The sequence below is a fragment of the Gordonia sp. Swx-4 genome, from assembly GCF_030316175.1.
GTDB classification, from domain to species: Bacteria; Actinomycetota; Actinomycetes; order Mycobacteriales; family Mycobacteriaceae; genus Gordonia; species Gordonia alkanivorans.
The window spans coordinates 343,768-368,874 of the sequence record NZ_CP128197.1 but is presented as its reverse complement, the minus strand read 5'-3'; the positions used below and the strand labels follow the sequence as shown (position 1 = coordinate 368,874).

Below are 25,107 nucleotides of genomic sequence, written 5' to 3'. Positions count from 1 at the left end.
ATGAACCCGCCACCGGGAGCCGGTGGCGGGTTCATTTTCTGTGCGCCCGTAGGGATTCGAACCCCAAACCTTCTGATCCGTAGTCAGATGCTCTATCCGTTGAGCTACGGGCGCGTGTTATTCAGTTGTACCGCCGTCGGCCGACTGCGGTGGCGGAGGCGAGAGGATTTGAACCTCCGGTCCCGTTTTAGCGAGACAACTCATTAGCAGTGAGTCCCATTCGGCCGCTCTGGCACGCCTCCTTGGCGGAGTCCTTTCGAACTGCCGGACGAAAGATTACACACCCGCTGCGTCCACAAGCAAACCGTTTGGTCAGAGCCGGTTTTTGCCCCTCTGGCGGGTCGGCCTACATTGGTCTGGTGAGCCTGCGAATCCGCCCCGATCTGGACACCCTTCCCGTCTACGTTCCGGGCAAGACGTTTCCCGGGGCCGTGAAGCTCGCGAGCAACGAGGTCACCGAGGGTCCGCTGCCGAGCGTCGTCGACGCCATCGCCGCCGCCGCGGCCGGAGTCAACCGCTACCCGGACAACGGGATCGTCGAACTCACCGCAGCGCTCGCCAAGAAACTCGGCGTCACCGAGGACGAGGTCCAGGTCGGCTGCGGATCGGTGATCCTCTGCCAGAACCTGATCACCATCACCAGCGGCCCCGGCGACGAGGTGGTCTTCGGCTGGCGCTCGTTCGAGACCTACCCGCTGGCCACCCGGGTCGCGGGCGCGACGCCGGTTCAGGTGCCGCTCACCGGCGACCTGACCCACGACCTCGACGCGATGGCCGCCGCCGTCACCGACCGGACCCGGTTGATGTTCGTGTGCAACCCGAACAACCCGACGGGCACTGTCGTCGAAGCGGCCGACCTCCGAGCCTTCCTGCAGAAGGTGCCGTCGGACATCCTGGTCGTGCTCGACGAGGCGTACTTCGAGTACCTGCGACTGCCGGAGAGCCAGGCCTACGACGCACTCGAACTGCGTCGTGAGTTTCCCAATCTCGTGATCCTGCGCACTTTCTCGAAGGCGTACGGCCTCGCCGGTCTCCGCGTCGGCTACGCGATCTCCGACCCCGAGGTCATCACCGCGCTCGGCAAGGTCCACGTGCCGTTCTCGGTGAGCAGCGTCGCGCAGGCGGCCGCGATCGCGAGCCTCGAGGCCGCGGACGAGCTCGTCGCCCGGACCGACGCCGTGGTCGCCGAACGTACCCGCGTGACCGATCGGCTGCGGGCCGCCGGCTACCGGGTGCCCGACTCGCAGGCCAACTTCGTCTGGCTCGATCTGGGCGAGGCCGCGATGGACTTCGCCCGGGCCGGCGTCGACGCCGGTGTGGTGATCCGTCCGTTCGACGGTGACGGCGTGCGCGTGACGGTCACCAATGCCGTCGAAGGTGACGTCTTCCTGGCGTTCGCCGAGAACTGGGGCGGAGCACGGGCCTAGCTGGCGGACCCGGCTAGAGACCGCGCGCGAGGGTCGGCCACGCAACCGCGAGGTCGCGTTCCCAGTAACCCCAGGTGTGGGTGCCGATGAGGCGGAAGCCATTGGTGTACGGGATGCGGGCGGCTCGCAGGGTCACCGCGAACTCGAGCGAGCAGCGGTAGGCACCCAGCTCCAAGGCCGACGACGAAGCCGTCACGACGTCGCGGGTGCCCTCTTCGGGGTCGATCCGGCGCTGCAGGTCCAGGGGACCGATGGCCCCGGACCCGGCGGAGAGGAAGATGTTCTTCCCGCGGAGTTTGTCCAGATGGTGAGTCGGGTCGTGAGCGCGCCATCCGGCCGAGCCGAACGGTCCCCACATGTTGGTCGCGTCGCCGCCGTCACGGCCGACCGTCGAGCGCACATACGCCTCGTTGAACGGCCCCGACACCGGCGGACAGCCGCTGAGCGACGCGACGCCGGTGTACATCGCCGGGTTCCGGACGGTGAGCGCGAACGCCGCCTGCCCGCCCATCGACAGACCGATGATCGCGTTGCGCCCGTTGCCGTTGAACCGCTCGTCGACGAGCGGGGGCAGCTCCTTGGTCAGGAACGTCTCCCACATCGGCTTGCCGAGCTTCGCGTCCTTGCGCTTCCAGTCGGTGTAGAAGGTGCCCGACGCTCCGGCGGGGAGCACCACGTTGACGTTCTTGTCGGCGAAGAACCGGCCGGCACGGCCCTTGGTGATCCAGTCGCTCACGTCCTTGTAGTTGCCGGCACCGTCGAGCATGTACACCGTCGATCGCGGACCCGTTGCGCCTGGCGGGGTGAGGACGGAGACGCGGATGCGGTCCTTCATGGCCGGGGAGTACACCCAGACATCGGTGCGCTGCGCACTCAGCTTCACGGTCTTCGCGATACGCGCGACCGGTTTCGGCTCGGTCGTGCGCGGTGCCGCCTGGGCCACCACGGGGGTCAGCGCAGCCGTCAACACCAGACTGGCGAGACCCGCGATCAAACGCCTCGATATCACGTCAAACTCCCTACCCGGCAGAACCCCGACCGCACCGGAAGTCACCGTTCGCCATGTAACTGCACCGCACCGGACAACCGGACACGTGGCGGACATCTAGACTGTCAGACTACCTGCTGGTCGGCACGGCGAGACGCCGCGGAAGTGGCCGATCCGATACCAATCGCCACACAATCTCTGTCCCCGAGCGAAAGTCACGATGAACGCAGCGAAGACCGGTCTCGAGGACGGCGGGCTCGACGACTCCGCGTACGCGTTCGTCGCGGAGGTCGGGGTCCGGTGGTCGGACATGGATGCCTTCGGGCACGTCAACCACGCGCGCATGGTCACCCTCATGGAGGAGGCGCGCATCGCCTGGCTCCTGAGCGCCGGCGAGGAGTACACCCCGCTGATCACCAGCGCGATGATCGTCCACGTCGACATCCGGTACCAGGCCCAACTCAGACACGACGACTCGCCACTGCGAATCGGCATGTGGATCAAGAACTTCCGGTCGGTCGACTTCACCATCGGCTACGAGATCCGCGGTGCACATGCCGACCCGGTGAGCCGCCCGGCGTGTGTGGCGAGCACCCAGATGGCCGTCGTCGACGTGGAGAAACACACTCTCCGGCGTCTCAGCCCCGGCGAGAAGGACTACCTCAAGGCCTGGTCACGACGGCTCGTAGCGAGCCGGTAGCTCCCGCGGTACGGCCGGTGATATCCGGGCGATGTTGCCCTGCAACACATCCCGGTAGATCCGAAGCTGCTCTTCGCCGCTGCGCACCTGCTCGGTGAGACGCATGGTGTTGTCGACCGAGATCTCCCGATCTCCCGAACGCGCGATCAGCGCGTCGATGCGGTCGTCCAACGTCATCGCCTTGTTGTATTCGGCGAGCACCTGGAGTTCGACGGCGGCCGACTCGACGACGTGCGCGACCTCGCCGAGTGCCTGGACGCGATCGATGAGTTCACTCCACACCGGGCGGAGCGTCGTCTCTCGCTGGTCTATCTGGGCCGCGAAGGTGCGGTCGAATCCGCCGTTGCGCTTCGCGCGGTCGAGGTCGATGCGAACAGCTCGCAGGCCGATCACGTCGGCGGCGATCTCGGCCAGCTCGGCGTGGAGGTTGACCTGGGTGCGCTGCACTTCGAAGTGGTCCGAACGCCACGCGGGGTTGCCGACGATGCGGTCGTAATAGTGGCCCGCGATGAACAGCAGTGTCTCGTAACCGTCGACGAAGGTCGCCGATCGCGGGGCGCCCGCCTGCGCCGAGTCGCGACCGGCGGTCAGGAGCTGATCGGCCCACTGCCCGGCCTGCGGGTTGCCCGACTTCGCGGCGACCTGCCCGACGACGCCGGCGATGCGGTCGATGGCCGCGGTGCCCGCGCGTCGGACGTAGCCCGAGGAGTTGACGTTCGGGGTCGGCGTGCACAGCAGACCGGAGAAGAGCCGCTCGCGTTCCTCGATCTCGAGGTAGATGTTCTCGCGGCGCTCGCGACGGATCGCGCGCGTCCCCGAGGCGAGGACGCCCTTCGCGGTCACGATGTGCTTGCGCGCGTCCTCGCGGCGTCGTTGGAGACCGTTCAGCCGGTTGCGCATGACTGCGCCGACGACGCTCGGGACGACCGGGCTGGACAGCTGGTGTTCGAGCTGGACGATCGCGCGCTGCAGACGGCGCAGGTCGCCGAACCCGGCGGGGACCGTCGGCATCGGGCGGCCGGTGGAGATCCTGCGCACCACGATCGCGCGGCCCCCGGGAGTCAGGTAACCGGCCGCGACGAGCAGCGCGGCGGTGTCGGACAGTTCGCGACGCTCACCCGGCAGTGCCGACCGGTCGCACCACTCGCGGATCTGCTCGCTGCTGCGCGCAGGCATCCGCCTCTGCCCTCTCGAGCCGTTCTCGACCATGCCATTGCCGCCTTACCTGGGAGAATCGGTGCGCCCCCGTTTCCGCAAACACCGATTTCGATGCTACCCGCGGTTTCCGACACGCCGGGGTGACCGTGATCTCCTCACCTGGGTTCGCCCGAGGCGTTCGTGCTGTCACGATGTGGGCATGACCGACTCCGTCGAGGCCGATACCGGACGACACGCGAACGAGCGGATACGCGGCCAGCTCTGGCGCGACGGCGAGGCCGTCGACGGGTTCGACATCGAGGCGATCTCGGACTGCCTCGACGCCGACCAGGACGGCACCCTCATATGGGCCGATCTCGAATGCCCCACGCACGAGACACTGTCGCGGGTCGCGGCCGAACTCGACCTCGATCCCTTCGCCGTGGAGGACACCGTCGCGGCGGCCGAACGTGTGAAGACGGTGATGTACTCGGGTCACACGTTCGTGATGGTCTACGCGATCACGCTGCACGACGGCGAGTCCGGTGAGGAGTCGTCCGACGATGTCGCGGAACGAGCCGCGGGGACCGCCGTCCGGGCATCACCGGACGGTCGGCCGCGGCTGTTCGACCTGCACCGCATCTCGATCTTCGTCAAGCAGAACGTCCTGATCACCGTGCGTCCGACCCCGGACTTCGACATGGACGAGGTGGTCCGGCGCTGGTCGGAGAGCGGCGCGATGCAGTACGGCGTGGGCGCCCTCGTCCACGGCCTGCTCGACGTCGTCGTCGACGGGCATTTCGACGCGGTCCAGCTGCTCGACGACGAGATCGAGGACCTCGAGGCGCTGCTCTTCGACGAGCGCGTGCCGGGCCGGGAGCTCCAGCGCCGTACCTACGATCTGCGCAAGGACCTCGTCGTGCTGCGGCGCGTGGTCCTGCCGATGCGGGAGGTGATCGCCGGTATCCAGCGGCGCCGCTTCGACAACCATGCACCACCCGAACTCGATCCCCACTTCTCGGATCTGTATGACCACGCCCTGCGCGCCACCGAGTGGACGGAATCGTTGCGGGACATGATCACCACCGTTTTCGAGACCAGCCTGACGCTCGCCGACGCACGGCTGAACACGGTGATGAAGAAGCTGACGGCCTGGGCGGCGATCATCGCGGTACCGACGGCCATCACGGGCTTCTACGGACAGAATGTGCCGTTTCCGGGTTACCTCGACACGCTTGGTTTCGTCATGAGCATCAGTTTGATAGTTGTTGTCGTGCTGGGCCTGTACATCTCCTTCCGACGCCGCGATTGGTTGTGACCCGACGTTGAACTCCCCTGCCATCACGATCGATGGTCTGACCAAGCGCTTCGGCGCGGTCACCGCGGTCGACGAACTGTCGTTCACGGTCGCGCCGGGGCGCGTGACCGGCTTCCTCGGACCGAACGGTTCGGGCAAGACGACCACCCTCCGGATGCTGCTGGGTCTCGTCGAGCCGACGGCCGGCCGCGCGCTCATCGGCGACCGTCCGTACCGGCAGATCCGTCGGCCCGCACAGCAAGTCGGGGCGGCGCTGGAGGCGTCGAGCTTCCACCCGGGCCGCACCGGACTCGGGCACCTCGAGGCCCTGGCACCGCAGGTCGGAGTGTCCACCACACGGTGCCGGGAGTTACTGGACTTCGTCGGACTCACCGGGGCCGTGGACCGTCGGGTCGGTGGCTACTCGATGGGCATGCGCCAGCGCCTGGGCCTGGCGACGGCACTGCTCGGCGATCCGGGCGTGATCATCCTCGACGAACCGGCGAACGGTCTCGATCCACAGGGCATCGTCTGGCTGCGCGGACTCCTCCGATCGCTGGCACGCGAAGGTCGGACGGTGCTGCTCTCGAGTCACGTTCTGGCAGAGGTGCGCAGCACCGTCGACGACGTGGTGGTCATCAGCAACGGCCGGCTCGTTCGCGCCTCGACCCTGACCGAGTTCGAGGACCTCGCCGTCCACGCCGTTGGGGTCCGGACCCCGAGCCCCGCGTCGTTCGTGGCACTGGCACGCGAACGCGACTGGCGGATCGAGGACGCCCCCGGCGGTTTCCGTGTCCATGGTGTCGACACGGCCACCGTCGGCTCCGCGGCATTCGGCGCCGGGATCGAGTTGCACGAACTCACCGACGCCGGAGCCGATCTCGAGACCGTCTTCCTGCAACTTACCGGTTCGGCCACGCCGTCGATGGGAGCTGAGCGATGAAGGCGGCGCTGGTCGCGGAATACCGCAAGTTCGTCTCCACCAGGATGTGGTGGGTGCTGCTCATCGCGATGGTCGGATACCTGGCGTTCATCGGTGCCGTCCTTGCCTTTTCGATGACCGCTGACGATGCGATGAATCAGCCGGTGCTGCTCTCGGGTGGCGACCTCGCGCGGTCGATCTACGCACTGACCTCACCGATCGGATATGTCTTCGCGCTGGTGATCGGCAGCTTGGCGGTGACCGGCGAGTTCCGGCACAAGACCATCACCGCCAGCCTCCTGGTGGAACCGCGACGCGGAATCCTGTTGGTGGCCAAGTTGATCGCGGGTATTCCGATCGGCGCGCTGTACGGCATCCTCGGCACGCTCGCGGTGGTGGCGACCGCCGCGCCGGTCCTCGCGCTCCTCGGGGACGGCGCCTTCCTCGGCGACACGTCGACCATCGAGGTCATCGTCCTGTCGATGCTCGTGATGGTGTTGTGGACGGCGCTGGGCGTCGCCTTCGGGGCGGTGGTCTCAAATCAGGTCGCCTCGATCGTCATCCTGCTGGCGTTCACCCAGCTCGTCGAACCGATCGCCCGGATCGCGCTGGCCTCCTTCGACGCCACCACGTCGGTGTCGAAGTTCCTGCCCGGGTCGGCGGCCGACGCCCTGGTCGGCACGAGCTTCTACGCCAGCATGGGTGAGGGCGCCGGGGATCTGCTCCCGCAGTGGGCCGGTGCTCTCGTGATGCTGGTGTACATCGCCGCGTTCGCGGTGATCGGGCGGTACACCACGCTGCGACGCGACATCGCTTAGCTCCCGCATCAACGGGGCGTATGCCGAGCCCGTCGTTGCAATCCGGTCACAACACCTGTCCCATCCGTCACATCTGCCCCATACTCGACGGGTTACTCGACCCACGACGAGGGGATGCCGCATGCGACGACACCGAACGCTGACCGGGGCACTGGTGGCGGTCGGGGTGTCACTCGTCGCGCTGACACTCACCCCGGGAGTCCCGTCCGCCGTCGCCGACCAGGACACCGCCCGCATCGTCTCGACCACCGCCTTCGACGGACGCGAGCGCCTCAAGATCTGGTCGCCGTCGATGGGTCGCGAGATCACCGTCGACGTCCAGCATCCGGCCGGGGACACCAAGCGACCGACGCTGTACATGCTCGACGGCGCCGAAGCACACGACGAGGAGTCCGGCTGGTACGCGATGACGAACCTGCAGCAGCTGGCCGCGGGCGAGAAGCTCAACGTCGTGACGCCGGTCGGCGATCCGCACAGCTACTACACCGATTGGCGCGCAGTCGATCCCGGCGTCGGCAAGAAGTACATGTACGAGACGTTCCTGACCGAGGAACTGCCCCCGCTTATCGACGAGGAGTTCGGCGGCAACGGTCGCAACGCCATCGCCGGGGCGTCTATGGGCGGGGTCGCGGCCCTGACCCTCGCCACCCGACGCCCCGCGCTGTACCGCGGGGTGGCCGGGTACAGCGACTGCGCCAACATCTCGAGCCCCCAGAACCAGCTGCTCACCCGATGGGACGTGAGCCGCGGCGGCGGCAACGCGAACAACATGTGGGGCCCGATGGGCGACCCAGAGTGGAGCGCCCACGATCCCTACGTGAACGCGGAGGAGCTGCGCGGCAAGACCATCTACATGTCGTCGGGAAACGGCCTCCCCGGGAAGTACAACAACCTGCTCTCCGACCCGATCGACGAGACCTTCCAGGGCATGATCGGCGAGTTCGGCAGCTGGACCTGCACCGGACAGATGAGCAACCGCTTGAAGCAACTCGGCATCCCCTACACCTCCAACCTGCGACCCAGCGGCACCCACAAGTGGGGCTACTGGAAGGACGAACTGGCTGTGTCCTGGCCGATCCTGATGCGCTCGATCGGACTGCGCTGATTCACGCGGGACGCGGGATGGCCGCCGAGAGGCTCTGCCCGATCCACGACGGGATCTCGCGGGCGATCTCCGCCGGGGCGTGGACCTCGGCTCGATCGGCGCTGAGCGCGTACCGCCAGTCGATGTCGCCGCGCCAGATCTCGGTCAGGGTTCTCAAATCGGTCACGATGGTGGCGTCGACCTCGTAACCGGGATCGAAATCGCACACCTGCGCGTCGTCGCCCGACACGACGAGCCACCAGGTTCCCGACCTACCGATGACATCGCGAAACCTGAACTGCACCATGGTCCGTCGCCGTGGCCATCGTTCGACGGCGATGGTGCGGCGCATGTCCCACATCAGCAGGTGAGGGTCGAGGTCGGCGTCTCCGAGTTCTCCGACCCAGCGAATCCCCCACTGGCTCAACGCCTCCACCACAGTGGTCAGCTCCTGGCCCATGTCGGTCAGTGAGTACACCGAACGACCACCGATGTCCGAACGCCGAATGACCCCGGCTCGTTCCAAACTGCGGAGCCGCTTGGTGAGCAGCGCCGGCGACATCTTCGGTACGCCGCGTCGTAGTTCGTTGAAATGACGGCTGCCCAAGAGCATTTCGCGGACGATCAGGATCGTCCAGCGTTCATCCAGGAGCTCCATGGCCTTGGCGACCGGGCAGAACTGTCCATACGACGTCATCGCATCCTCCCTTGCGTCGTTGAATCCCAGTACACACCCGCGGCACGTCGATGACCAGTACAGAATGTGAACCGGAACCGGTACAGATGTTGGTCTAGAGGGAGCGGAGGAGACGGCGGAAGCTCGAGTTGTCCGGATTTGCACACGACACCACGAGCACGAGGTTCACCACCATGACCACGATCCAACCCACCCCGTTCGACGCCGAGATCAAGGCGCGCCACCGCAAGCTGTGGGCGTCGGGCGACTACCCCGCCGTCGCCGACCTGATCGCACCGCTGGGCAGGCGCCTCGTTGACGCCCTGCACATCCAGTCCGGCGAGAAGGTCCTCGACGTCGCGGCCGGTGCCGGCAATGCCGCGGTTCCCGCGGCCCGGGCCGGCGGTCACGTCGTCGCCACCGACCTCACCCCCGAGCTGCTGGAAACCGGCGAGGCGCGGCACAAGGATCTCGGCATCACCTGGCGCACCGCCGATGCCGAGGACCTCCCGTTCGACGATGACGACTTCGACATCGCGACCTCCTGCGTCGGCGTCATGTTCGCGCCCAACCACCAGCGGTGCGCCGACGAACTCGTCCGCGTCGTTCGACCCGGCGGCAGGATCGGCCTGATCAACTGGACGCCAACGGGTTTCATCGGCGAACTGTTCGGCGTCATGAAGCCGTATGCACCGCCGCCGCCTCCCGGAGCACAGCCCGGACCGCTGTGGGGCAGCACCGACCATGTGCGATCGCTGTTCGACGGCCGCGTGACCGATCACCGGTTCACCACCACGACGGTGGAGATCGACAAGTTCCCCGACGGCGCCGCGTTCCGGGACTTCTTCAAGGCCCACTACGGCCCGACGATCGTGACCTTCCGCAACATCGCCGACGACCCGACCCGCGTCGCCGAACTCGACTCCGCCATCGCCGAGCTAGCCGACCGGCACATCACCGACGGCCGCATGGAGTGGGAGTACCTGCAGGCTGTGCTCACCGTCGTGTGAGCCCCGTCCCCGCCGCGTGGCACAATCGCGACTTCCCCTCAGATGCGCCACTTCCGGCTGGCGCTTCTGGCCGGAACCAGCGAGTGTGCCCGGGCGCGGGTCACGCGTGCGCGAACGCCGCCTCCGATTCCGGGTTGCGCGCGACGTAGCGCCGGCCGATAACGAAGCAGACCGCGGTGAGGATCGACGAGACGATCATGATGCAGGCCATCGGTACGGCGGTGTCGTCGCCGGCGAGGCCGCCCAGCGGGGACAACGCGCCACCCACGAGGAACATGATCCCGCCGAGCATGGCACTGCCGGCGCCCGCGGCGTCGTGGGTGTGCTCCATGGCCAGGGCGGCCGCGTTGCCGAAGATGAAGCCGATGGCCGTGGCGAGGACAAACAGCGGGACAACCAGCAGGACCGGCACCGACGACACCGCCGCGCCGAGCACCCCGCACGCGGCGAGGATCAACACGGGAAGACTGCGCTTGATGGTCGTCGCGGGATGGACCTGCCGACGCGCCAGCCTCGACGAGATCAGTCCTCCACCCATCATCCCCAGCGCGTTGACCGCAAAGGCGCAGCCGTACACCAGCTCCGACGTTCCGATGACGTTCTGGTACACGAATGACGAGCTCGAGATGTAGGCCATCAGCGCGCCGAACGCGAAGGCCTGCGTCAGTACGTAGGCCATGAACGCCGGGCGCTTCAGCCGACCGAGTAGGTCCCCGAACCGAAGTCGCGGTGCACGACGCTCCTGCGGCAGGGTCTCCGGCACCGAGGTCACCGCACCGATCAGCTGCGATACGGCCGTAGCCAGGATCACCGCGAGGATGCCGCGCCACGGAACATGTCCTGCGAGAACACCTCCCACGAGCGGTGCGATGACCGGTGCGAGACTCTGGATACTCATCATCAGCGTCATCGACCGGGCGCCGGCGAATCCGCGGAGGAGATCGGCGATGACGGCGCGGGCGATGACCATGCCGGACGCCGCCGCGAGCGCCTGCACGAACCGGGCGCCGATCAGCACCTCGATGTTCGGTGCCGCGACCACCACCACACCGGCGATGACTGCGCCGGCAGAGCCGATGATCAGCGGGAGACGCCGGCCGAACCGGTCCGAGATCGGACCCCAAATGACCTGGCCGACACCCACACCGATCAGGAACGCGGTCAGCGTCAACTGCACGTGCGTGGCGTCCGTGTGCAGAGCGTCCTGGACGTCGATGAACGAGGGCAGGTACAGATCGGTCGCGATCGGTGCGGTCGCCGACAGGAGCGCCAGAGTGAACAGGAGGCGCGCACCCAGGCCGTCGCGGGTGGTCGGAGCAGAGCTTGTCACCGGCGGGAGATTATCAGCCCAGCTGAGTACCTGCGGGTCGCGGACCGTCTGACAACCCCTTCTCCCCGTCGTTGACCTCGGCGTATTCGACGACGAGGGGCGCGTGGTCGGAGAGCCGGACATCCGGCGTCGGTTCCTTGTCGACCTCGACCCACCGCGCCCGACGCGCGAGCCCCGGTGTCGCGAGATGGTGGTCGATGCGCCACCCGACGTCCTTGACGAAGGACTCCCCCGCCCAGCTCCACCAGGTGAGCGGGCCCGGCCGGTCGCCGTGCAACGCACGCACCACGTCGACGAGCCGGCGCTACCCGGTGATCTCACCGAACCACTCTCGTTCCTCGGGCAGGAAGCCCTCCATCTTGCGGGCCGCACGCCAGTTGGTGACGTCGTGTTCGAGGTGGGCGACGTTGAGGTCGCCGAGAAGAAGGAACTCCCGCCCGGCGCGGCGTGCCGCGAGCCGGCTGCGCTGCAGTTCGTGGGCGAACGCCGCCAAGAACCGTTGTTTGCGTGCATGTTTGGCGCCGCCATCGGGCTTCTCCCGCATCGAACCGGGCCGCTGCAACTCCGCGGGCAGACCGCCCTTGGGTAGGTAGATGTTCGCGACGGTGAGGGGCCGGTCGGCCAGATCGACCTCGACATACCGCCCTTCGAGCGCGAAAGCGTTCAGCCCGCGCGCCTTCGGTGGATGCGTCAGCCAGGTACGCACTGCGGCGGGCGCGGTGCGGGTCAGGATCGCCACGCCGTTTCGTCCCGGGATCGTGCCGACGTCGACTGCCGCGGTGTAACCGGCGAACTCACCGACATCGTCGATGCCGCACCGCAACTCCTGCAGGCCCACGACATCGGGATCGCGCTGTGCCAGCCAGACGTCGAAGCCGCGCCGACGCGCCGCCCGAATCCCGTTGACGTTGAACGACGCAACGGTGAATCCGGCTCCCTCAACCTCAGACATCCCGAACGACGATCGAGGTGAGTGACGGCCGCTTGGGATCGCGGCCGTCGCCGAGGGAGACCCCGCGGAGCTTGCGTATGAGCCACGGCGTGAAGAACTCGACCGCCCACCGGGTGTCGCGAACGAGGGCGGCCACCGGATGCGAAACCGGTGCGGGTGGCAGCGGATTGCCCCAGTCGTCGGTCGCGTCGGGGAGACCGAGGGCATGCGCGGCAGCGTCGGCAAACCTCTCATGCCCGAACGGCGAGGCGTGCAGTCGGTCCGACGACCACGATCGCGGGTCCGTCAACACCGGTGCGGCGTGGAGGTCGACGAGGATAAAACCGTAGGTCGCGGCGAACTCGCGATTCATCGCGTTCAGCTCCAGCAACCGGTGCTCTTTTCGGGCGGCAAACGGGATGGTGCGGACGATGTTCGGGAAGGTCGAGACGATCACAGTGACATCCGAATCGGCGAGTCGCCGATAGATCGCATCGAGGTCGGCGCGCACCTGGGTGAGGTCAGAGCGGCCGATCACGTCGTTCATACCGAGCGGTGCGGCGACGAGATCCGGTTCGAGAGCGAGCGCCGGTTCGAGCTGATCCTCGAGAACCTGCCGCGTCCGCTTCCCACGGATCGCCAGATTGGCGTACTGCAGATCCGGGTTGAGTACCGCCATCCGCTCGGCGAGGCGATCGGCCCACCCGCGGAATTCGTACTCCGGGTGCGGGTCTCCCAGACCCTCCGTCTGACTGTCACCGATGGCGACGAACCTCGAGAACTGCACGGCGAAGATCTTAGGACGCCGCGTGCCGTGTCGTGCCTCACGTACAGATTCGCGAAGGCGCCACACGGCGATCCTGGCGGAAGCGGAGGGATTTGAACCCCCGGTGGTTTTACCCACGCTCGCTTTCAAGGCGAGTGCATTCGGCCGCTCTGCCACGCTTCCCTGACCAGCAAGAGTACGTCAAACACGGACATCGGCCGTCAGCACCCCATTGCGCCGCGCTGATCTGGTGGTAGGCGGCTCCGAGTCAGTCCTCCTCGGCTTCGCGCTCCCGCCGCGCCGCTTCGATCACCTCGGGTGGAGCCGGCTTCCGCAGCCAGGCCTGCATGCGCAGCAACCCGCCTGCGATCGTGCCGATGGCAACCACGGTGATGATGATCCAGAACAGAGTGGACATGAGCCCATTGTCCGCCCACCGAAGCCGAGTGAACACCGGTTCGGCCCGGGACGTCGCGGGACACCGTGGTTCTGGTGCCCCATGTGGAACCATCGACAGGGTGAAAGCCATCGTCGTCGAATCCGAGAACCTGTCCGTGCAGGACGTGCCCGACCCGTCGCCGGCTGCCGGTGAGGTGGTGATCGACGTGGTCGCGGCCGGTGTCAACCGTGCCGACATCCTCCAGCGAGCCGGGAACTACCCGCCGCCGCCCGGTGCCTCGGAGACGCTCGGTCTCGAGGTGTCCGGCCGGATCTCCGCGCTCGGTGACCAGGTGTCCGGTTGGGCGGTGGGCGACGAGGTGTGCGCACTCCTGGCCGGCGGCGGCTACGCGGAGAAGGTCGCGGTTCCCGCCGAGCAGGTCATGCAGGTCCCGCGTGGCGTCGACCTGGTGTCGGCGGCCGCGCTCCCCGAGGTCGCGTGCACCGTGTCGTCGAACGTCTTCGACACCGCGCACCTGAGCACGGGCGAGCTGCTTCTCATCCACGGCGGATCGAGCGGCATCGGCACCCATGCGACACAACTCGCGCATGCGATGGGCGCCCGGGTCGCGGTCACCGCCCGCACCCAGGCCAAGCTCGACCGGTGCCGCGAATACGGCGCCGAGATCCTGATCGACTACACGCGAGACGATTTCGCCCAGATCCTCAAGGACAACGGCGGCGCCGACGTGATCCTCGACATCATCGGCGCGAAGTACCTGTCGTCGAACATCAAGGCGTTGAGCACCGACGGACGTCTGGTGATCATCGGGATGCAGGGCGGCACGAAAGCCGAACTCCCGATCGGCCTGCTGCTGGCCAAGCGGCTGTCGGTGATGGGCACGACGCTGCGCGCCCGTCCCGTTCACGGGCCGGGCGGCAAGGCCGAGGTGGTCGCGGCGACCATGGCCCGCACGTGGCCGTTGATCGAAGCCGGGAAGGTCGAGCCGGTCGTCGACCGCACTTTCCCCCTGGCCGACGCCGCCGCGGCGCACGACCACCTCAACAGCGGTGACGCCATCGGAAAGGTCCTGCTGACGGTGGAGTAGGTCAGCGAGCGGGGGCCGACTCCTCGTCGGCGGCGGCGACCGCCTCCTTGATCTTGCGGAACGCGATCCCGAGACAGGCGAACTCATCCGGGCTCATCGCGTCGACGACGAACCTCCGGATGACCCGGTCGCGGAGATGGACGTGGGTGGCAAGAGTCTCGCGGCCCTGATCGGTGAGGTGAACAAGTCGATGGCGCCCGTCCGCCTTCGACTCGAGTCGTTCGACGTCGCCGACCTCGCTGAGTCGCGCGATCATGCGCGACACGGTGCTGACGCGCATGTGCACGGTGTCGGCCACCTCGCTGACACCCAGCTTCGGCGATTGCGAGATCGCCTCGAGGATGCGCAGGTCCGACAGCGACAGGCCGCGCCTTACGAACTCGTCGTTGACGCGCGCGAACAACGCCCATCCACCGTCGACGAGGTAGAACCAACTCTCGGCCTCGGCAGAGGTGAGTGACCGCGGAGGACCTGATGCTCGATCATCCTTGTTTCCCGACACAACAGGACAACATACATTGTTGTTAATTCGGGACGCGCAATAGTGAATACCGTGCGGGGTTGCGCTGTCCTCTGTTCAGGCGAGTGAACCCAGGGTCCGGACCAGGTGGTCCACCTCGTACGGCGTCGAATACGGTGCGAGACCCACGGTGACGGCACCCCCGAACTCGGGTGCGCCCATCCGCACCAGCGCTCGGTGAGGGACGTCGGCAAGCGCACACACCCCGTTGTCGGCGAGGCGACGCACCACCTTGTCGGCGCTCACCCCGTCAACGGTGAAGCTCACCAGCGGCACCCGGTTCTCCTCGGTGCCGACCACATTGACGTGATTGAGCTGGGTCAGCGTCGTGACCAGGTAATAGGTCAGCCGCTGCAGGTACTCGTAGACGCCGTCGAGGGACGTGATCAGACGGCGCCGGCGTTTTCCGATGCCATCCTCGTCCAGTCCCGCGATGTGTTCGACCGAGGCCACCAGTCCGGCGAGCATCGACCCCTGGTGGGGTTCCGGTTCGAGTCGTGCCGGCCCCTTGGCGCCCGGGTCCATCGACATCAGTCGTAACCGGTCGATGACCTGGGGTTCGCGAAACACCATCGCCGACATCCGCGGGCCGCCCCAGCGTTCGGCGGAGACCACCAGGACGTCGGCCCCGAGCTCGTGGATGTCCAGCGACAGGTACGGCGCGGCATTGGTGGCGTCGACGACGAACAGCGCGCCCGCCTCGCGGACCAGCGGCGTGATCTCGCCGATGTCGGTGATGGCACCCGTCGTCGACGAGGCGAGGGTCACGGCGACGACCTCGGTCTCCGGAGTGATGAGATCACCGAACTGCCAGGCGGGCAGCGCACCGCTCTCGACGTCGACCTCGGCCCACCTGATCCGACCGGCATACCGCTCGGCCGCGCGGACCCACGGAACGATGTTCGGCTCGTCGTCCTGCCGGGTCACCACCACATCGCCGCGCAGGAACGCGTGCGGGGAGAGCGCCTCGGCCAGGCAGGCCAGCAGCGAGTAGCGCGACGGACCGAGGACCACGCCCGCGGCGTCGCCGCCCACGAGATCGGCGATCGCGCGTCGAGCGCTGTCGGTGACATCCGCGGAGGCGCGGGCCGACGGGTACACGCCACCGGGAGCCGCCGCCAGATGACGGAAGCTGGTGGTCACCGCCGTGGCGACCGAATCCGGAACCTGCATACCCGCCTGAGGGTCGAGGTGAATCCAGCCGTCGCCGAGCGATGGAATCAATCCACGCACATAGGCGACGTCGAAAGCCATGGCACGAGGATAGACGCCCTTACTCGCGCCGTTCACCGCCTCTGGTGAGTGCCGGTACCCGAACGATCCGCGCCCGGCGAGGTCTCGGTCGATCTGGATGGGCACAATGGGAGCCATGGCAATCGATGGCACTCCAGGACCCGGTTCGACGCCCGGCAGCCCCTTCGGCGCCGGCGACTCCGAGAACGTGATCGTGGTGGGCGCAGGCGTGGACGGCCCGAAATCCGGCGACGAGTCGTCGGAGTCGACGAGCGTCGCCGACATGGTCGAGCAGCCCGCCAAGGTCATGCGGATCGGCACGATGATCAAGCAGCTGCTCGAGGAGGTGCGGGCCGCACCTCTCGACGAAGCCTCGCGCAACCGGTTACGCGAGATCCACGAGTCGTCGATCCGCGAACTCGAAGAGGGCCTCGCGCCCGAGCTGCGCGAAGAGCTCGAGCGCCTCGCACTGCCGTTCTCCGACGATCAGACTCCGTCCGACGCCGAGCTGCGGATCGCGCAGGCCCAGCTCGTCGGCTGGCTGGAAGGCCTCTTCCACGGAATCCAGACGGCACTGTTCGCCCAGCAGATGGCGGCCCGCGCCCAGCTCGAACAGATGCGTCAGGGTGCACTGCCCCCGGGCATGCCCGGACCCGGCGGTGGCCCTGGCCACAGCACCGGCCAGTACCTCTGAGTCCCGGCGCGGGTACGCTGACTCCTCGTGTCAGCGGTAGTAGACGACGACGCGATACCCGCGCGTCCCGAGAGTTCTGAGTCACGCACCTTCGCGCGTGCGGTCAAGGACCTCCGCGACGGTCTCGCCAGCCGCGAGCTGTGGTTCCATCTGGGTTGGCAGGACATCAGGCAGCGGTATCGCCGGTCGGTGCTGGGCCCGCTCTGGATCACCATCGCCACCGGCGTCACCGCGACCGCGATGGGCCTGCTGTACGGCGAACTGTTCGGCATGGACATCAAGGTGTTCCTGCCGTACGTCGCGCTGGGCTTCATCTTCTGGAACTTCATCCAGACCTCGATCCTCGACGGCGCGGAGGTGTTCGCGAAGAACGAAGGCCTGATCAAACAGCTCCCGGCCCCGGTCAGCGTCCACGTCTACCGGGTCGTGTGGCGGTCGCTGATCATCTTCGCGCACAACGTGGTGATCATCGTGATCATCTTCGCGATCTTCACACCGCCGCTGAACTGGACCGTGTTCCTCATCGTCCCGGCCATCGGCCTGTACGTGCTGAACGCGGTGTGGGTGACGATCGTCTTCGGCATCCTGTCCACCCGCTTCCGCGACATCGGTCAGCTCCTGACCACCGCGGTGCAGCTGGTGTTCTTCATGACGCCGATCATCTGGACGACGTCGAGCCTGAGCAGCGCGACCGGCGAGACGTCGTCGCGGCTGAAGCTGGTCGAGCTGAACCCGATGTTCCATTACCTCGAGATCGCGCGCGGACCGCTGCTCGGCGAACCGGTGGAGTTCTACCACTGGGCCGTCGTCCTCGGATGCACCGCCGTCGGCTGGGTTCTGGGCATGCTGGTGATGCGCAACTACCGCGCCCGCGTGGCGTACTGGGTGTAGGGACTCAACTGATGGCCAGAAACAACAACCTCGAGGACAACCGGGTCCGCGTCGACACGTGGGATGCCTGCGTCGACTTCCCGATCTTCGACGCCAAGACGCGTTCGCTGAAGAAGTCCGTCATCGGCGCCGCCGGCGGTGTCATCGGATCCAACGCGTCGAACGTGGTGGTCGTCGAGGCTCTCAAGAACATCAACCTGCACCTCAAACACGGCGACCGCATCGGTCTCGTCGGCCACAACGGCGCCGGCAAGTCGACGCTGCTGCGCCTGCTGTCGGGTATCTACGAACCGACCCGCGGCGCCTGCCGGGTGCATGGTCGCGTCGCCCCGGTCTTCGATCTCGGCGTCGGCATGGACCCCGAGATCTCGGGCTACGAGAACATCATCATCCGCGGCATGTTCCTGGGCATGACCCGCAAGGAGATGCTGAAGAAGATCGACGACATCGCAGAGTTCACCGAACTCGGCGACTACCTGCAGATGCCGCTGCGCACCTACTCCACCGGTATGCGCGTCCGCATCGCACTCGGCGTCGTGACGTCGATCGACCCGGAGATCCTCATCCTCGACGAGGGCATCGGCGCGGTCGATGCCGACTTCATGAAGAAGGCGCGCGGTCGTCTGCAGGCGCTCGTCGAGCGTTCCGGAATCCTGGTCTTCGCCAGCCACTCCAACGAGTTCCTCGCCCAGCTCTGCGATCGCGCGCTGTGGATCGACAAGGGTGAGGTCCGCATGGAGGGCGGCATCGAAGAGGTCGTCGAGGCCTATGAGGGCCCGGGCGCCGCAGCCCACGTCCGCAAGGTGATCGCCCAGGTCCAGGCCGATTCGCAGAAGGCTTCCGAGTGAGCGGTTCCCGGCCGAAGAAGGTGATCGCGGTGGTGGTGACCCACCGTCGCGTCGAACTGCTCGCCGAATCCCTCGCGGTGGTGTCCGGCCAGGACAGGCCCGTCGACCACCTTGTCGTCGTCGACAACGCCGACGAGCCCGAGGTCGCCGAACTCGTTGCCGCTCAGCCCGTTCCCACCACGTACCTGGGGTCGCAGCGCAACCTCGGTGGCGCCGGCGGGTTCGCGCTGGGCATGCTGCACGCACTCGCGCTCGGCGCCGACTGGGTCTGGTGCGCCGACGACGACGGCCGGCCCGACGGATCGTCGGTGCTCTCCACACTGCTCGACTGCGCGAAGCGTCACGACCTCGACGAGGTGTCGCCGGTGGTCGCCAACCTCGACGACCCGGATACCCTTGCCTTCCCGCTGCGACGCGGGCTCGTGTGGCGCCGCAAGCGTTCTGAGCTCTTCGCCGACGGTGAGGCCCAGTCTGACGATCTCCTGCCCGGTATCGCGTCGCTGTTCAACGGCGCGCTGTTCTCGGCGAAATGCCTCGAGCAGGTCGGCGTCCCCGATCTCCGGTTGTTCTTCCGCGGCGACGAGGTCGAGGTGCACCGCCGTCTGGTTCGCTCCGGGGTGAAGTTCGGTACCTGCCTGCGAGCCGGCTACCTGCATCCGGACGGTTCCGCGGAGTTCCGCCCGATCCTGGGTGGCCGCATGCACACCCAGTACCCGGACAACGACACCAAGCGCTATTTCACCTACCGCAACCGCGGCTACCTCATGAGCCAGCCCGGTATGCGCAAGCTGCTCCCCCAGGAGTACGCCCGCTTCGGCTGGTTCTTCCTTGTGCAGCAACGTGACCCGAAGGCGTTCGCCGAGTGGGTACGACTGCGCGGATTGGGTCGTCGGGAGCGGTTCACAAGGCCCTGAGTCGGCGCGAATTGTTGCGGCAGTCGGTCCCGTATTCCGGTACCAACTGCCGCAACTTTTTTCAGAGCCCGGCGCGCGGGGTCATGCCGAGCGCGGCGACACCACCGACCACCCCGATTCCGGCGAGCACCCACCACGCCGAGACGAACCCGTCGTGCACGTCGTCGTAGAGAACCGCGGTGCCGACGATCGCGACGAACACGCTGACACCCAACGACATTCCGATCTGGCGGTTCATGCTGACCACCGCACTGCCGGTCGCCGCCTGATGGGCGGGTAGGTCGGCCGTCGCGGAGGACAGGATCGACGGCAGCGCGAATCCGACACCGGCACCGCCGATGAGCCAGCCGGGCAGCATCTCGGTGGCGAAGTCCGGGGTCGCGTCGACCGACAGCGCGACCATCCCGATCCCGACCGCGAACAGGACACAGCCCGCGGCCACGATGACGCCCACCGGAATCCTCGCATTGAGGCGATCGGCGACCGCCGCGAAGATCGGGACCATCAGCGGTCCGGTGGACACCGCCAACCCGGTCGTGATCGCCGAGAACCCCCAGACCTGTTGTAACCACAGGATGTTGGCGAGCAGCGCGCCGGCGAACGGAATCGAGACGAGCAGGATGGCCACGTTGGCGTAGGAGAAGGCCCGAACCCGCAACAACGCGGGGTCGATGACCGGTTCGGCGTGGCGTCGGGAACTCAGCACGAACCCGGCGAACGCCACCAGCGCAACGAGCCATGCACCGATGATGCGGGAATCCGACCAGCCCCATTCACTCCCCTGCACCAGACCCAAGGTCAGCCCACCCACGGCCACCACGAGCAGACCGGCGCCGAGAGCATCGGGAAACGCAGTCACAGAATCGTTTCGGGAGCGGACGAGAACGAGCGCACCCGCGATGAGAGCGGCGATGCCCACCGGGATGTTCACCAGGAACACCCACCGCCACGACGCCTCCACCAACACGCCTCCCACAGCGGGACCGAAAGCGGCGGCGAGCGCACCGGTGGCCGCCCAGATCTTCACACCGCGCGCACGACGCTCCGGCGGCAATGTCGACACCACCAGCCCGAGGCTTGCCGGCGTCAGGATCGCCGCACCGACGGCCTGCAGCGCACGGAATGCGACGAGCCACCAAACACCCTGTGCTGCAGCGCAGGCTGCACTGGCGACGGTGAACAGTGCGAGACCCAGAAGGAACCCACCTTTACGGCCATAGCGATCGACGATCCGGCCCGCCGGGACGAGGAGCGCCGCATAGAGAAGCGCGTACGCGTTGAGGATCCACGACATCGCGGACAGGCTCGCGCCGTCGAAGTCGGCACTGATGTCGTCGAACGCGACGTTGACGATGAACACGTCCAGGCTGGCCATGAACGCGGCGCCGGACAGGATGAGCAGCGTGAGCCCGGGACGGGCGAGAACCGGTGACGCTGCGGCGGAGTCGGTTTCGGTACGCGTGGAGGTCATCGGGCCGACCACCCCACGACGCGGCGGCTCTGGCGCGCGGAAGCGAGGAGCCGCCCGTTGCGGTCACGGAGGGTGGTGTCGTCGACGGACCAGCCGCCCGACGTGGAGATGTTGCGGGTGTGCACGAGGACCGGCGCCGGTTCGGGATCGTCGAGCGCTGCGGTGATGTGCATCGAGAAGGCGACGGTGGGGATGGCCAGGGGTGCGGTCAGTGTGGGGAAGACCGCGGGCGGCAGACAATCGGCGAGCAGGCCGAGGTAGGCCGCGTCGAGCGCCATGGGGGCACGCGTCGAGATCCACGCACGCATCCACGGGTCGTCGGCGCCGGTCAGCGGCAGCGGGCCATCGACCGGGCGAAGGTCGAGGTGACCGCCCATGGGGACGATCTCCGGCGGGATGTCGAACTGCGCGAGCCCTTCCGGACCCGGCACGGCCGCCGTGAAGTCGACGATGTCATCGGCAGCGGCGTCGCCGACCCGCCCCGCCGTCACCGAGGCGATCGCGATCTCGGCGGTTCCCTGCGTGACGGCCACGTCGACGATCCGCGTGTGCCGGCCGACCTCACGGACCGACGGCGTCAGGATGAGTTCGCCGCCGGCCGGTTTGCCGACGAACCGCAGGTCCACCGCGCGGACCGACGCCCCCGGCACCGCATCGGCTGAGACGTGTACGGCGAGCGCGACGATCGCCCCGCCGAACGGGCCCGACCAGCCCCACCAACTCTCGTCGATGGTTGCCGCCCACCTCCCCGAACCGACCGGCAACGCCCCGAATTCTCCCGCCAGACCACCGGCAGCGTTCCACTGCCTGCTGAGTTGTTTCATGCAACTCAAGCAAGCAGGTTGAGTTGCTTCACGCAACCCACTATCGTCGAGGGCATGCGCCGCGCCTCTTTCACCGACATGAACTGCTCGGTCGCCCAGAGCCTGGAGATCGTCGGCGAGTGGTGGACCCTGCTCATCGTTCGCGATGCCCTGTTCGGCGTGACTCGGTTCGACGAGTTCTCGACGCGGCTCGGTATCGCCCGCAACGTCCTGACCCAGCGTCTCGACACCCTCGTCGAGCACGGCGTGATGACCAAGGAGCCCTACCAGGACAACCCGGTCCGCTACGACTACCGCCTCACCGACAAGGGGCGTGACCTGTGGACCGTCGTCACCGCGCTACGGCAATGGGGCGACAAGTGGACCACCGACGACGGCGCGCCGGTGGAGTCGACGCACACCTGCGGCGACACGATGACCGTCGAGCCGCACTGCTCGGTCTGCGGCGAGCACGTCGAACTCGCCGACCTCCGCGTTCGCCCGGGGCCGGGCGCGCGGGAGAACAACCCGCTTTCCGGGTTGCATCGATAGCTCCCAGCTGCGTCGATGGCGGACTCTTCCCGAGCAAACTAGAACGTGTTCTACTGTGGGGAGAGTTCCGTCTGGACGTCCTTGAGGAGCATGATGCGGTTCACTTTCGCCGAGGCCATGACCGACCCGTCGTACTACGCGCCGCTCGCGCAGGCCGCGGAGAAGGCAGGGTACGCCGGCTTCACCATCCCCGACTCGCTCGCCTATCCCGAGGAATCGGACGCCAAATACCCGTACACCCCCGACGGCAATCGCGAGTTTCTCGACGGCAAGGCGTTCATCGAGACCTTCATCCAGGCCGCGGCACTGGGCGCGGTCACCTCGACTATCCGCTTCACCCCGTTCGTGTTGAAACTTCCCGTCCGTCCGCCGGCCCTGGTCGCCAAGCAGGCCAGTTCGGTCGCCTTCCTCACCGGTAACCGCCTCGCCCTCGGCGTCGGCACGAGCCCGTGGCCCGAGGACTACGACTTCATGGGTGTCGACTTCCGCCGCCGCGGCAAGCGGATGGACGAGTGTATGGACATCATCCGCGGCCTCACCACGGGCGAGTACTTCGAGTTCCACGGCGAGTTCTACGACATCCCGAAGATCAAGATGACGCCCGCGCCCACCGAGCCCATCCCGCTGCTCGTGGGCGGCCACGCGGACGCCGCACTCAAACGAGCGGTGATCCGTGGCGACGGCTGGATGCACGGCGGCGGCCCGCCCGAAGAGCTCGACGCACTCCTCGAGCGCATCAACGAGATCCGCAAGGCGGAGGGCAAGATCGACGATCCGTTCGAGATTCACGTGATCTCGATGGACGCCTACACGGTCGATGGATGTAAGCGCTTGGAGGACAAGGGGATCACCGATGTGATCGTCGGGTTCCGCCTGCCCTACGTGATGGGTGAGGACACCGAACCGCTGCAGACCAAGATCGACCATCTGAACTGGTACGCCGACAACGTGATTGCGAAGGTCAACGACTGATTCGGTTGTGCAGCGGTCTCCGTGACAGTCCCCGACGTTGCGGCCGGCCCTCGACCAGCTGTCAGGCAGGCACCTTGTCGAGGAAGCCGCGAACGTCACGGATGCGCTGGTCCGCGTCGACCACCACCACGTCGAAACCGACGACGACCGGCTCCTCGCCGTCCGGGCCCAGACCCCATTGGAAACGAACCTGCTGATGGTGGGCATCGACCTCGCCCACGGAGGTGAACACGAAGCCCGGGAACTGGGCATGCACGGCCTGGATGGTCATTCCGACGGCTTCGCGGCCCTGCACCTCGGCAAGCGGGTCGACGTACGCGCAATCCTCGGACCAGTGATCGGCGAGAAGTTCGGCGCGTGCCGCCTCGTCGGTGGCGTTCCAGGTGTCGAGGTAACGGGTGACAATTTCTTTCATGGTGTCTTCCTTGTCTTTTCTCGAATGAGCTGCACCCGAAGTCTCACCGCTGGTCGACCGGCGGTCGATTACCCGCGAGGTCATGGTCGTCCTGATCCGGACTGCCTACGCTCGGGGCATGACTTCGACGGCGACAACTCCATCGGTCGGCAATGAATTGCGCCGCTGGCGCGAGCTGCGATCCCTCAGCCAGCTCGCCCTCGCCACGCAGGCGGAGGTGAGCACCCGGCATCTGAGCTTCGTCGAGAACGGACGGTCCCGGCCGACACCGGAGATGATTGTCCGTCTGGCAGAGGTGATGCGGGTACCCATGGGCGAGCAGAATCGACTTCTGCTCGCCGGAGGCTACGCTCCTCGCTATCCGCACCGTGCCACCGACGACGAGGCGCTCGCGCCGGTGATGGCCGGACTGCGGCGCTTGTTGGACGCCCACGCGCCGTACCCCGCTTTGCTCCTCGATGACCATTGGGACGTCGTCGATGCCAACGAGCCCGTCGATGCGCTGGTCACCGGTTGTGATCCCGGTCTGATCGAGCCGCCGCTGAACGTGATCCGGCTCTGCTTGCACCCGCGAGGACTCGCGCCGCGCATCCGCAACCTGCCCGCTTGGCGAACACACCTGATTCACCAACTCGAGCAGCGCATCGCCCACACCGGCGGTGACCCCGACCTGGTCTCACTCCTGGAGGACGTCACCGCCTACCCCTCCGACGGAACTCCACCCGCCCGATCGCTGGTCGACCCTGTCATCCCGATGGAGATCGAGGTAGGCGACGATGTACTCCGGCTCTTCAGCGTGACCAGCCAGATCGAGAGTGCATCAGACGTCACCCTCCGTGGGCTCCATCTCGAGACTTTCGTACCCGCGGACGACACCACGCGGCAGCTGCTGAGTCGGTGACAGGAAACTGAGCGGCCTCCGCACGCGCTGAGCACCCGGCCCAAGCCAGGCCGGCGAGTCTCGCCTCGCATCCGCGGAAAGACGGCGAGGCCCATGCTGTCCGACATCATGCGACTTCGCGATCACCTCCGAGGTCATGATTGTCCTTCTGAGAGTGCCGCTTTCGGATCAGGCGACTGGTGTCGCCCAGCAACTGCGCTTCGATGCTGCCACTGGGGGGCACCGGTCGGCGCTGTTGCACGGCACCTCCCCCTGGGGCAGACTGCAGACACGGACAATGCAGACCCCAGGTGTGAGCAATCACCGGGTGGGAGGACAGC

At 67.1% G+C, this 25,107-nt stretch carries 26 protein-coding genes, 3 tRNA genes and 1 pseudogene; 15 read left to right on the top strand and 15 right to left on the bottom strand.

Going from position 1 to position 25,107, the window contains the following annotated elements; translation table 11 throughout:
• Positions 1 to 41 precede the first annotated feature (41 nt).
• A tRNA-Arg gene (locus PWF70_RS01590) sits at positions 42 to 114 on the bottom strand.
• 36 nt (positions 115 to 150) lie between these two features.
• Positions 151 to 242 (bottom strand) — tRNA-Ser (locus PWF70_RS01585).
• 117 nt (positions 243 to 359) lie between these two features.
• Between PWF70_RS01585 and hisC the strand changes: the two genes are divergently transcribed.
• Complete coding sequence (hisC, locus tag PWF70_RS01580) at positions 360 to 1,427, top strand: histidinol-phosphate transaminase (protein WP_035754329.1); 1,068 nt, start codon at positions 360 to 362, stop codon at positions 1,425 to 1,427.
• A 13-nt stretch (positions 1,428 to 1,440) separates the two neighbouring features.
• Here the strand turns inward: hisC and PWF70_RS01575 are convergent, their stop codons facing one another.
• Positions 1,441 to 2,433 (bottom strand): alpha/beta hydrolase, encoded by a 993-nt coding sequence (locus PWF70_RS01575; protein ID WP_286352995.1) that lies wholly within the window; start codon positions 2,431 to 2,433, stop codon positions 1,441 to 1,443.
• Between the two features lie 202 nt (positions 2,434 to 2,635).
• Here PWF70_RS01575 and PWF70_RS01570 point away from each other — a divergent pair, with 202 nt between their 5' ends.
• Positions 2,636 to 3,115 carry an acyl-CoA thioesterase gene (locus PWF70_RS01570; RefSeq protein ID WP_006358728.1) on the top strand — a complete coding sequence of 160 codons (480 nt, stop codon included), beginning with the start codon at positions 2,636 to 2,638 and terminating at the stop codon, positions 3,113 to 3,115.
• Here the strand turns inward: PWF70_RS01570 and PWF70_RS01565 are convergent.
• On the bottom strand, positions 3,089 to 4,324 hold the full coding sequence (locus PWF70_RS01565) for a hypothetical protein (RefSeq protein ID WP_286352817.1): 1,236 nt from the start codon (positions 4,322 to 4,324) through the stop codon (positions 3,089 to 3,091). The genes PWF70_RS01570 and PWF70_RS01565 overlap by 27 nt on opposite strands.
• Positions 4,325 to 4,472: 148 nt before the next feature.
• On the opposite strand from PWF70_RS01565, the gene PWF70_RS01560 reads away from it, so the two are divergent.
• The 4 genes from PWF70_RS01560 to PWF70_RS01545 all read left to right on the top strand — a co-directional run bounded on the left by PWF70_RS01560 (position 4,473) and on the right by PWF70_RS01545 (position 8,394).
• A complete protein-coding gene (locus tag PWF70_RS01560; RefSeq protein ID WP_286352816.1) occupies positions 4,473 to 5,570 on the top strand; it encodes a magnesium transporter CorA family protein in 1,098 nt (365 codons plus the stop codon).
• A gap of 7 nt (positions 5,571 to 5,577) precedes the next feature.
• On the top strand, positions 5,578 to 6,492 hold the full coding sequence (locus PWF70_RS01555; protein WP_286352815.1) for an ABC transporter ATP-binding protein: 915 nt from the start codon (positions 5,578 to 5,580) through the stop codon (positions 6,490 to 6,492).
• Positions 6,489 to 7,289 carry an ABC transporter permease subunit gene (locus PWF70_RS01550; RefSeq protein WP_035754319.1) on the top strand — a complete coding sequence of 267 codons (801 nt, stop codon included), beginning with the start codon at positions 6,489 to 6,491 and terminating at the stop codon, positions 7,287 to 7,289. Before PWF70_RS01555 ends, PWF70_RS01550 begins: the two co-directional genes overlap by 4 nt.
• A gap of 121 nt (positions 7,290 to 7,410) precedes the next feature.
• The gene (locus PWF70_RS01545; RefSeq protein WP_006358733.1) at positions 7,411 to 8,394 is read left to right on the top strand and encodes an alpha/beta hydrolase; all 984 of its coding nucleotides are present in this window, start codon (positions 7,411 to 7,413) and stop codon (positions 8,392 to 8,394) included.
• A gap of 1 nt (position 8,395) precedes the next feature.
• Here the strand turns inward: PWF70_RS01545 and PWF70_RS01540 are convergent, their stop codons facing one another.
• Positions 8,396 to 9,070 carry a winged helix-turn-helix transcriptional regulator gene (locus tag PWF70_RS01540; RefSeq protein ID WP_006358734.1) on the bottom strand — a complete coding sequence of 225 codons (675 nt, stop codon included), beginning with the start codon at positions 9,068 to 9,070 and terminating at the stop codon, positions 8,396 to 8,398.
• Positions 9,071 to 9,243: 173 nt separating this feature from the next.
• Here PWF70_RS01540 and PWF70_RS01535 point away from each other — a divergent pair, with 173 nt between their 5' ends.
• Positions 9,244 to 10,059 (top strand): class I SAM-dependent methyltransferase, encoded by an 816-nt coding sequence (locus tag PWF70_RS01535; RefSeq protein ID WP_241549250.1) that lies wholly within the window; start codon positions 9,244 to 9,246, stop codon positions 10,057 to 10,059.
• Positions 10,060 to 10,159: 100 nt separating this feature from the next.
• Here PWF70_RS01535 and PWF70_RS01530 read toward each other — a convergent pair whose 3' ends face one another.
• From PWF70_RS01530 to PWF70_RS01510, 5 genes and pseudogenes are all read right to left on the bottom strand, one after another.
• The gene (locus PWF70_RS01530; RefSeq protein WP_075863536.1) at positions 10,160 to 11,389 is read right to left on the bottom strand and encodes a multidrug effflux MFS transporter; all 1,230 of its coding nucleotides are present in this window, start codon (positions 11,387 to 11,389) and stop codon (positions 10,160 to 10,162) included.
• A 13-nt stretch (positions 11,390 to 11,402) separates the two neighbouring features.
• Positions 11,403 to 12,341 (bottom strand): annotated as a pseudogene (locus PWF70_RS01525) (exodeoxyribonuclease III).
• A complete protein-coding gene (locus PWF70_RS01520) occupies positions 12,334 to 13,107 on the bottom strand; it encodes an SGNH/GDSL hydrolase family protein (protein ID WP_035754312.1) in 774 nt (257 codons plus the stop codon). The pseudogene PWF70_RS01525 and the gene PWF70_RS01520 overlap by 8 nt, the downstream one beginning before the upstream one ends.
• Positions 13,108 to 13,181: 74 nt before the next feature.
• Positions 13,182 to 13,269, bottom strand: a tRNA-Ser gene (locus tag PWF70_RS01515).
• Between the two features lie 85 nt (positions 13,270 to 13,354).
• Positions 13,355 to 13,504 carry a hypothetical protein gene (locus PWF70_RS01510; protein ID WP_006358739.1) on the bottom strand — a complete coding sequence of 50 codons (150 nt, stop codon included), beginning with the start codon at positions 13,502 to 13,504 and terminating at the stop codon, positions 13,355 to 13,357.
• A 100-nt stretch (positions 13,505 to 13,604) separates the two neighbouring features.
• Here PWF70_RS01510 and PWF70_RS01505 point away from each other — a divergent pair, with 100 nt between their 5' ends.
• Complete coding sequence (locus tag PWF70_RS01505) at positions 13,605 to 14,573, top strand: NAD(P)H-quinone oxidoreductase (protein ID WP_035754307.1); 969 nt, start codon at positions 13,605 to 13,607, stop codon at positions 14,571 to 14,573.
• 1 nt (position 14,574) lies between these two features.
• On the opposite strand, the gene PWF70_RS01500 is transcribed toward PWF70_RS01505, so the two are convergent.
• Together PWF70_RS01500 and PWF70_RS01495 are read right to left on the bottom strand one after the other, a co-directional pair.
• A complete protein-coding gene (locus PWF70_RS01500; protein WP_006358741.1) occupies positions 14,575 to 15,075 on the bottom strand; it encodes a MarR family winged helix-turn-helix transcriptional regulator in 501 nt (166 codons plus the stop codon).
• A 75-nt stretch (positions 15,076 to 15,150) separates the two neighbouring features.
• Positions 15,151 to 16,347: a cysteine desulfurase-like protein gene (locus PWF70_RS01495; protein ID WP_035754467.1), complete on the bottom strand. Its 1,197-nt coding sequence runs from the start codon at positions 16,345 to 16,347 to the stop codon at positions 15,151 to 15,153.
• A 115-nt stretch (positions 16,348 to 16,462) separates the two neighbouring features.
• On the opposite strand from PWF70_RS01495, the gene PWF70_RS01490 reads away from it, so the two are divergent.
• Genes PWF70_RS01490 through glfT1 form a run of 4 tightly spaced genes read left to right on the top strand, consistent with a single transcriptional unit; the run spans position 16,463 to position 19,673 of the window.
• The gene (locus PWF70_RS01490) at positions 16,463 to 17,020 is read left to right on the top strand and encodes a bacterial proteasome activator family protein (protein WP_006358743.1); all 558 of its coding nucleotides are present in this window, start codon (positions 16,463 to 16,465) and stop codon (positions 17,018 to 17,020) included.
• 27 nt (positions 17,021 to 17,047) lie between these two features.
• Positions 17,048 to 17,911 (top strand): galactan export ABC transporter permease subunit Wzm/RfbD, encoded by an 864-nt coding sequence (gene wzm / locus PWF70_RS01485; RefSeq protein WP_006358744.1) that lies wholly within the window; start codon positions 17,048 to 17,050, stop codon positions 17,909 to 17,911.
• Between the two features lie 11 nt (positions 17,912 to 17,922).
• Positions 17,923 to 18,759: a galactan export ABC transporter ATP-binding subunit Wzt/RfbE gene (wzt, locus tag PWF70_RS01480; RefSeq protein ID WP_006358745.1), complete on the top strand. Its 837-nt coding sequence runs from the start codon at positions 17,923 to 17,925 to the stop codon at positions 18,757 to 18,759.
• A complete protein-coding gene (gene glfT1 / locus PWF70_RS01475; RefSeq protein WP_075863534.1) occupies positions 18,756 to 19,673 on the top strand; it encodes a galactofuranosyltransferase GlfT1 in 918 nt (305 codons plus the stop codon). The genes wzt and glfT1 overlap by 4 nt, the downstream gene beginning before the upstream one ends.
• Positions 19,674 to 19,734: 61 nt before the next feature.
• Here the strand turns inward: glfT1 and PWF70_RS01470 are convergent, their stop codons facing one another.
• Both PWF70_RS01470 and PWF70_RS01465 read right to left on the bottom strand, forming a co-directional pair.
• Entirely contained in the window at positions 19,735 to 21,144 is a 1,410-nt protein-coding gene (locus tag PWF70_RS01470) for a DHA2 family efflux MFS transporter permease subunit (RefSeq protein WP_035754465.1), read from the bottom strand.
• Positions 21,141 to 21,968: an acyl-CoA thioesterase gene (locus tag PWF70_RS01465; protein ID WP_035754462.1), complete on the bottom strand. Its 828-nt coding sequence runs from the start codon at positions 21,966 to 21,968 to the stop codon at positions 21,141 to 21,143. The genes PWF70_RS01470 and PWF70_RS01465 overlap by 4 nt, the downstream gene beginning before the upstream one ends.
• 54 nt (positions 21,969 to 22,022) lie before the next feature.
• On the opposite strand from PWF70_RS01465, the gene PWF70_RS01460 reads away from it, so the two are divergent.
• A complete protein-coding gene (locus PWF70_RS01460) occupies positions 22,023 to 22,499 on the top strand; it encodes a winged helix-turn-helix transcriptional regulator (RefSeq protein WP_006358750.1) in 477 nt (158 codons plus the stop codon).
• A 93-nt stretch (positions 22,500 to 22,592) separates the two neighbouring features.
• A complete protein-coding gene (locus tag PWF70_RS01455; protein ID WP_035754460.1) occupies positions 22,593 to 23,471 on the top strand; it encodes a TIGR03619 family F420-dependent LLM class oxidoreductase in 879 nt (292 codons plus the stop codon).
• A gap of 61 nt (positions 23,472 to 23,532) precedes the next feature.
• Here the strand turns inward: PWF70_RS01455 and PWF70_RS01450 are convergent, their stop codons facing one another.
• A complete protein-coding gene (locus PWF70_RS01450) occupies positions 23,533 to 23,886 on the bottom strand; it encodes a nuclear transport factor 2 family protein (protein ID WP_006358752.1) in 354 nt (117 codons plus the stop codon).
• A gap of 118 nt (positions 23,887 to 24,004) precedes the next feature.
• Here PWF70_RS01450 and PWF70_RS01445 point away from each other — a divergent pair, with 118 nt between their 5' ends.
• Entirely contained in the window at positions 24,005 to 24,787 is a 783-nt protein-coding gene (locus PWF70_RS01445) for a helix-turn-helix domain-containing protein (protein ID WP_035754458.1), read from the top strand.
• Positions 24,788 to 25,107 lie beyond the last annotated feature (320 nt).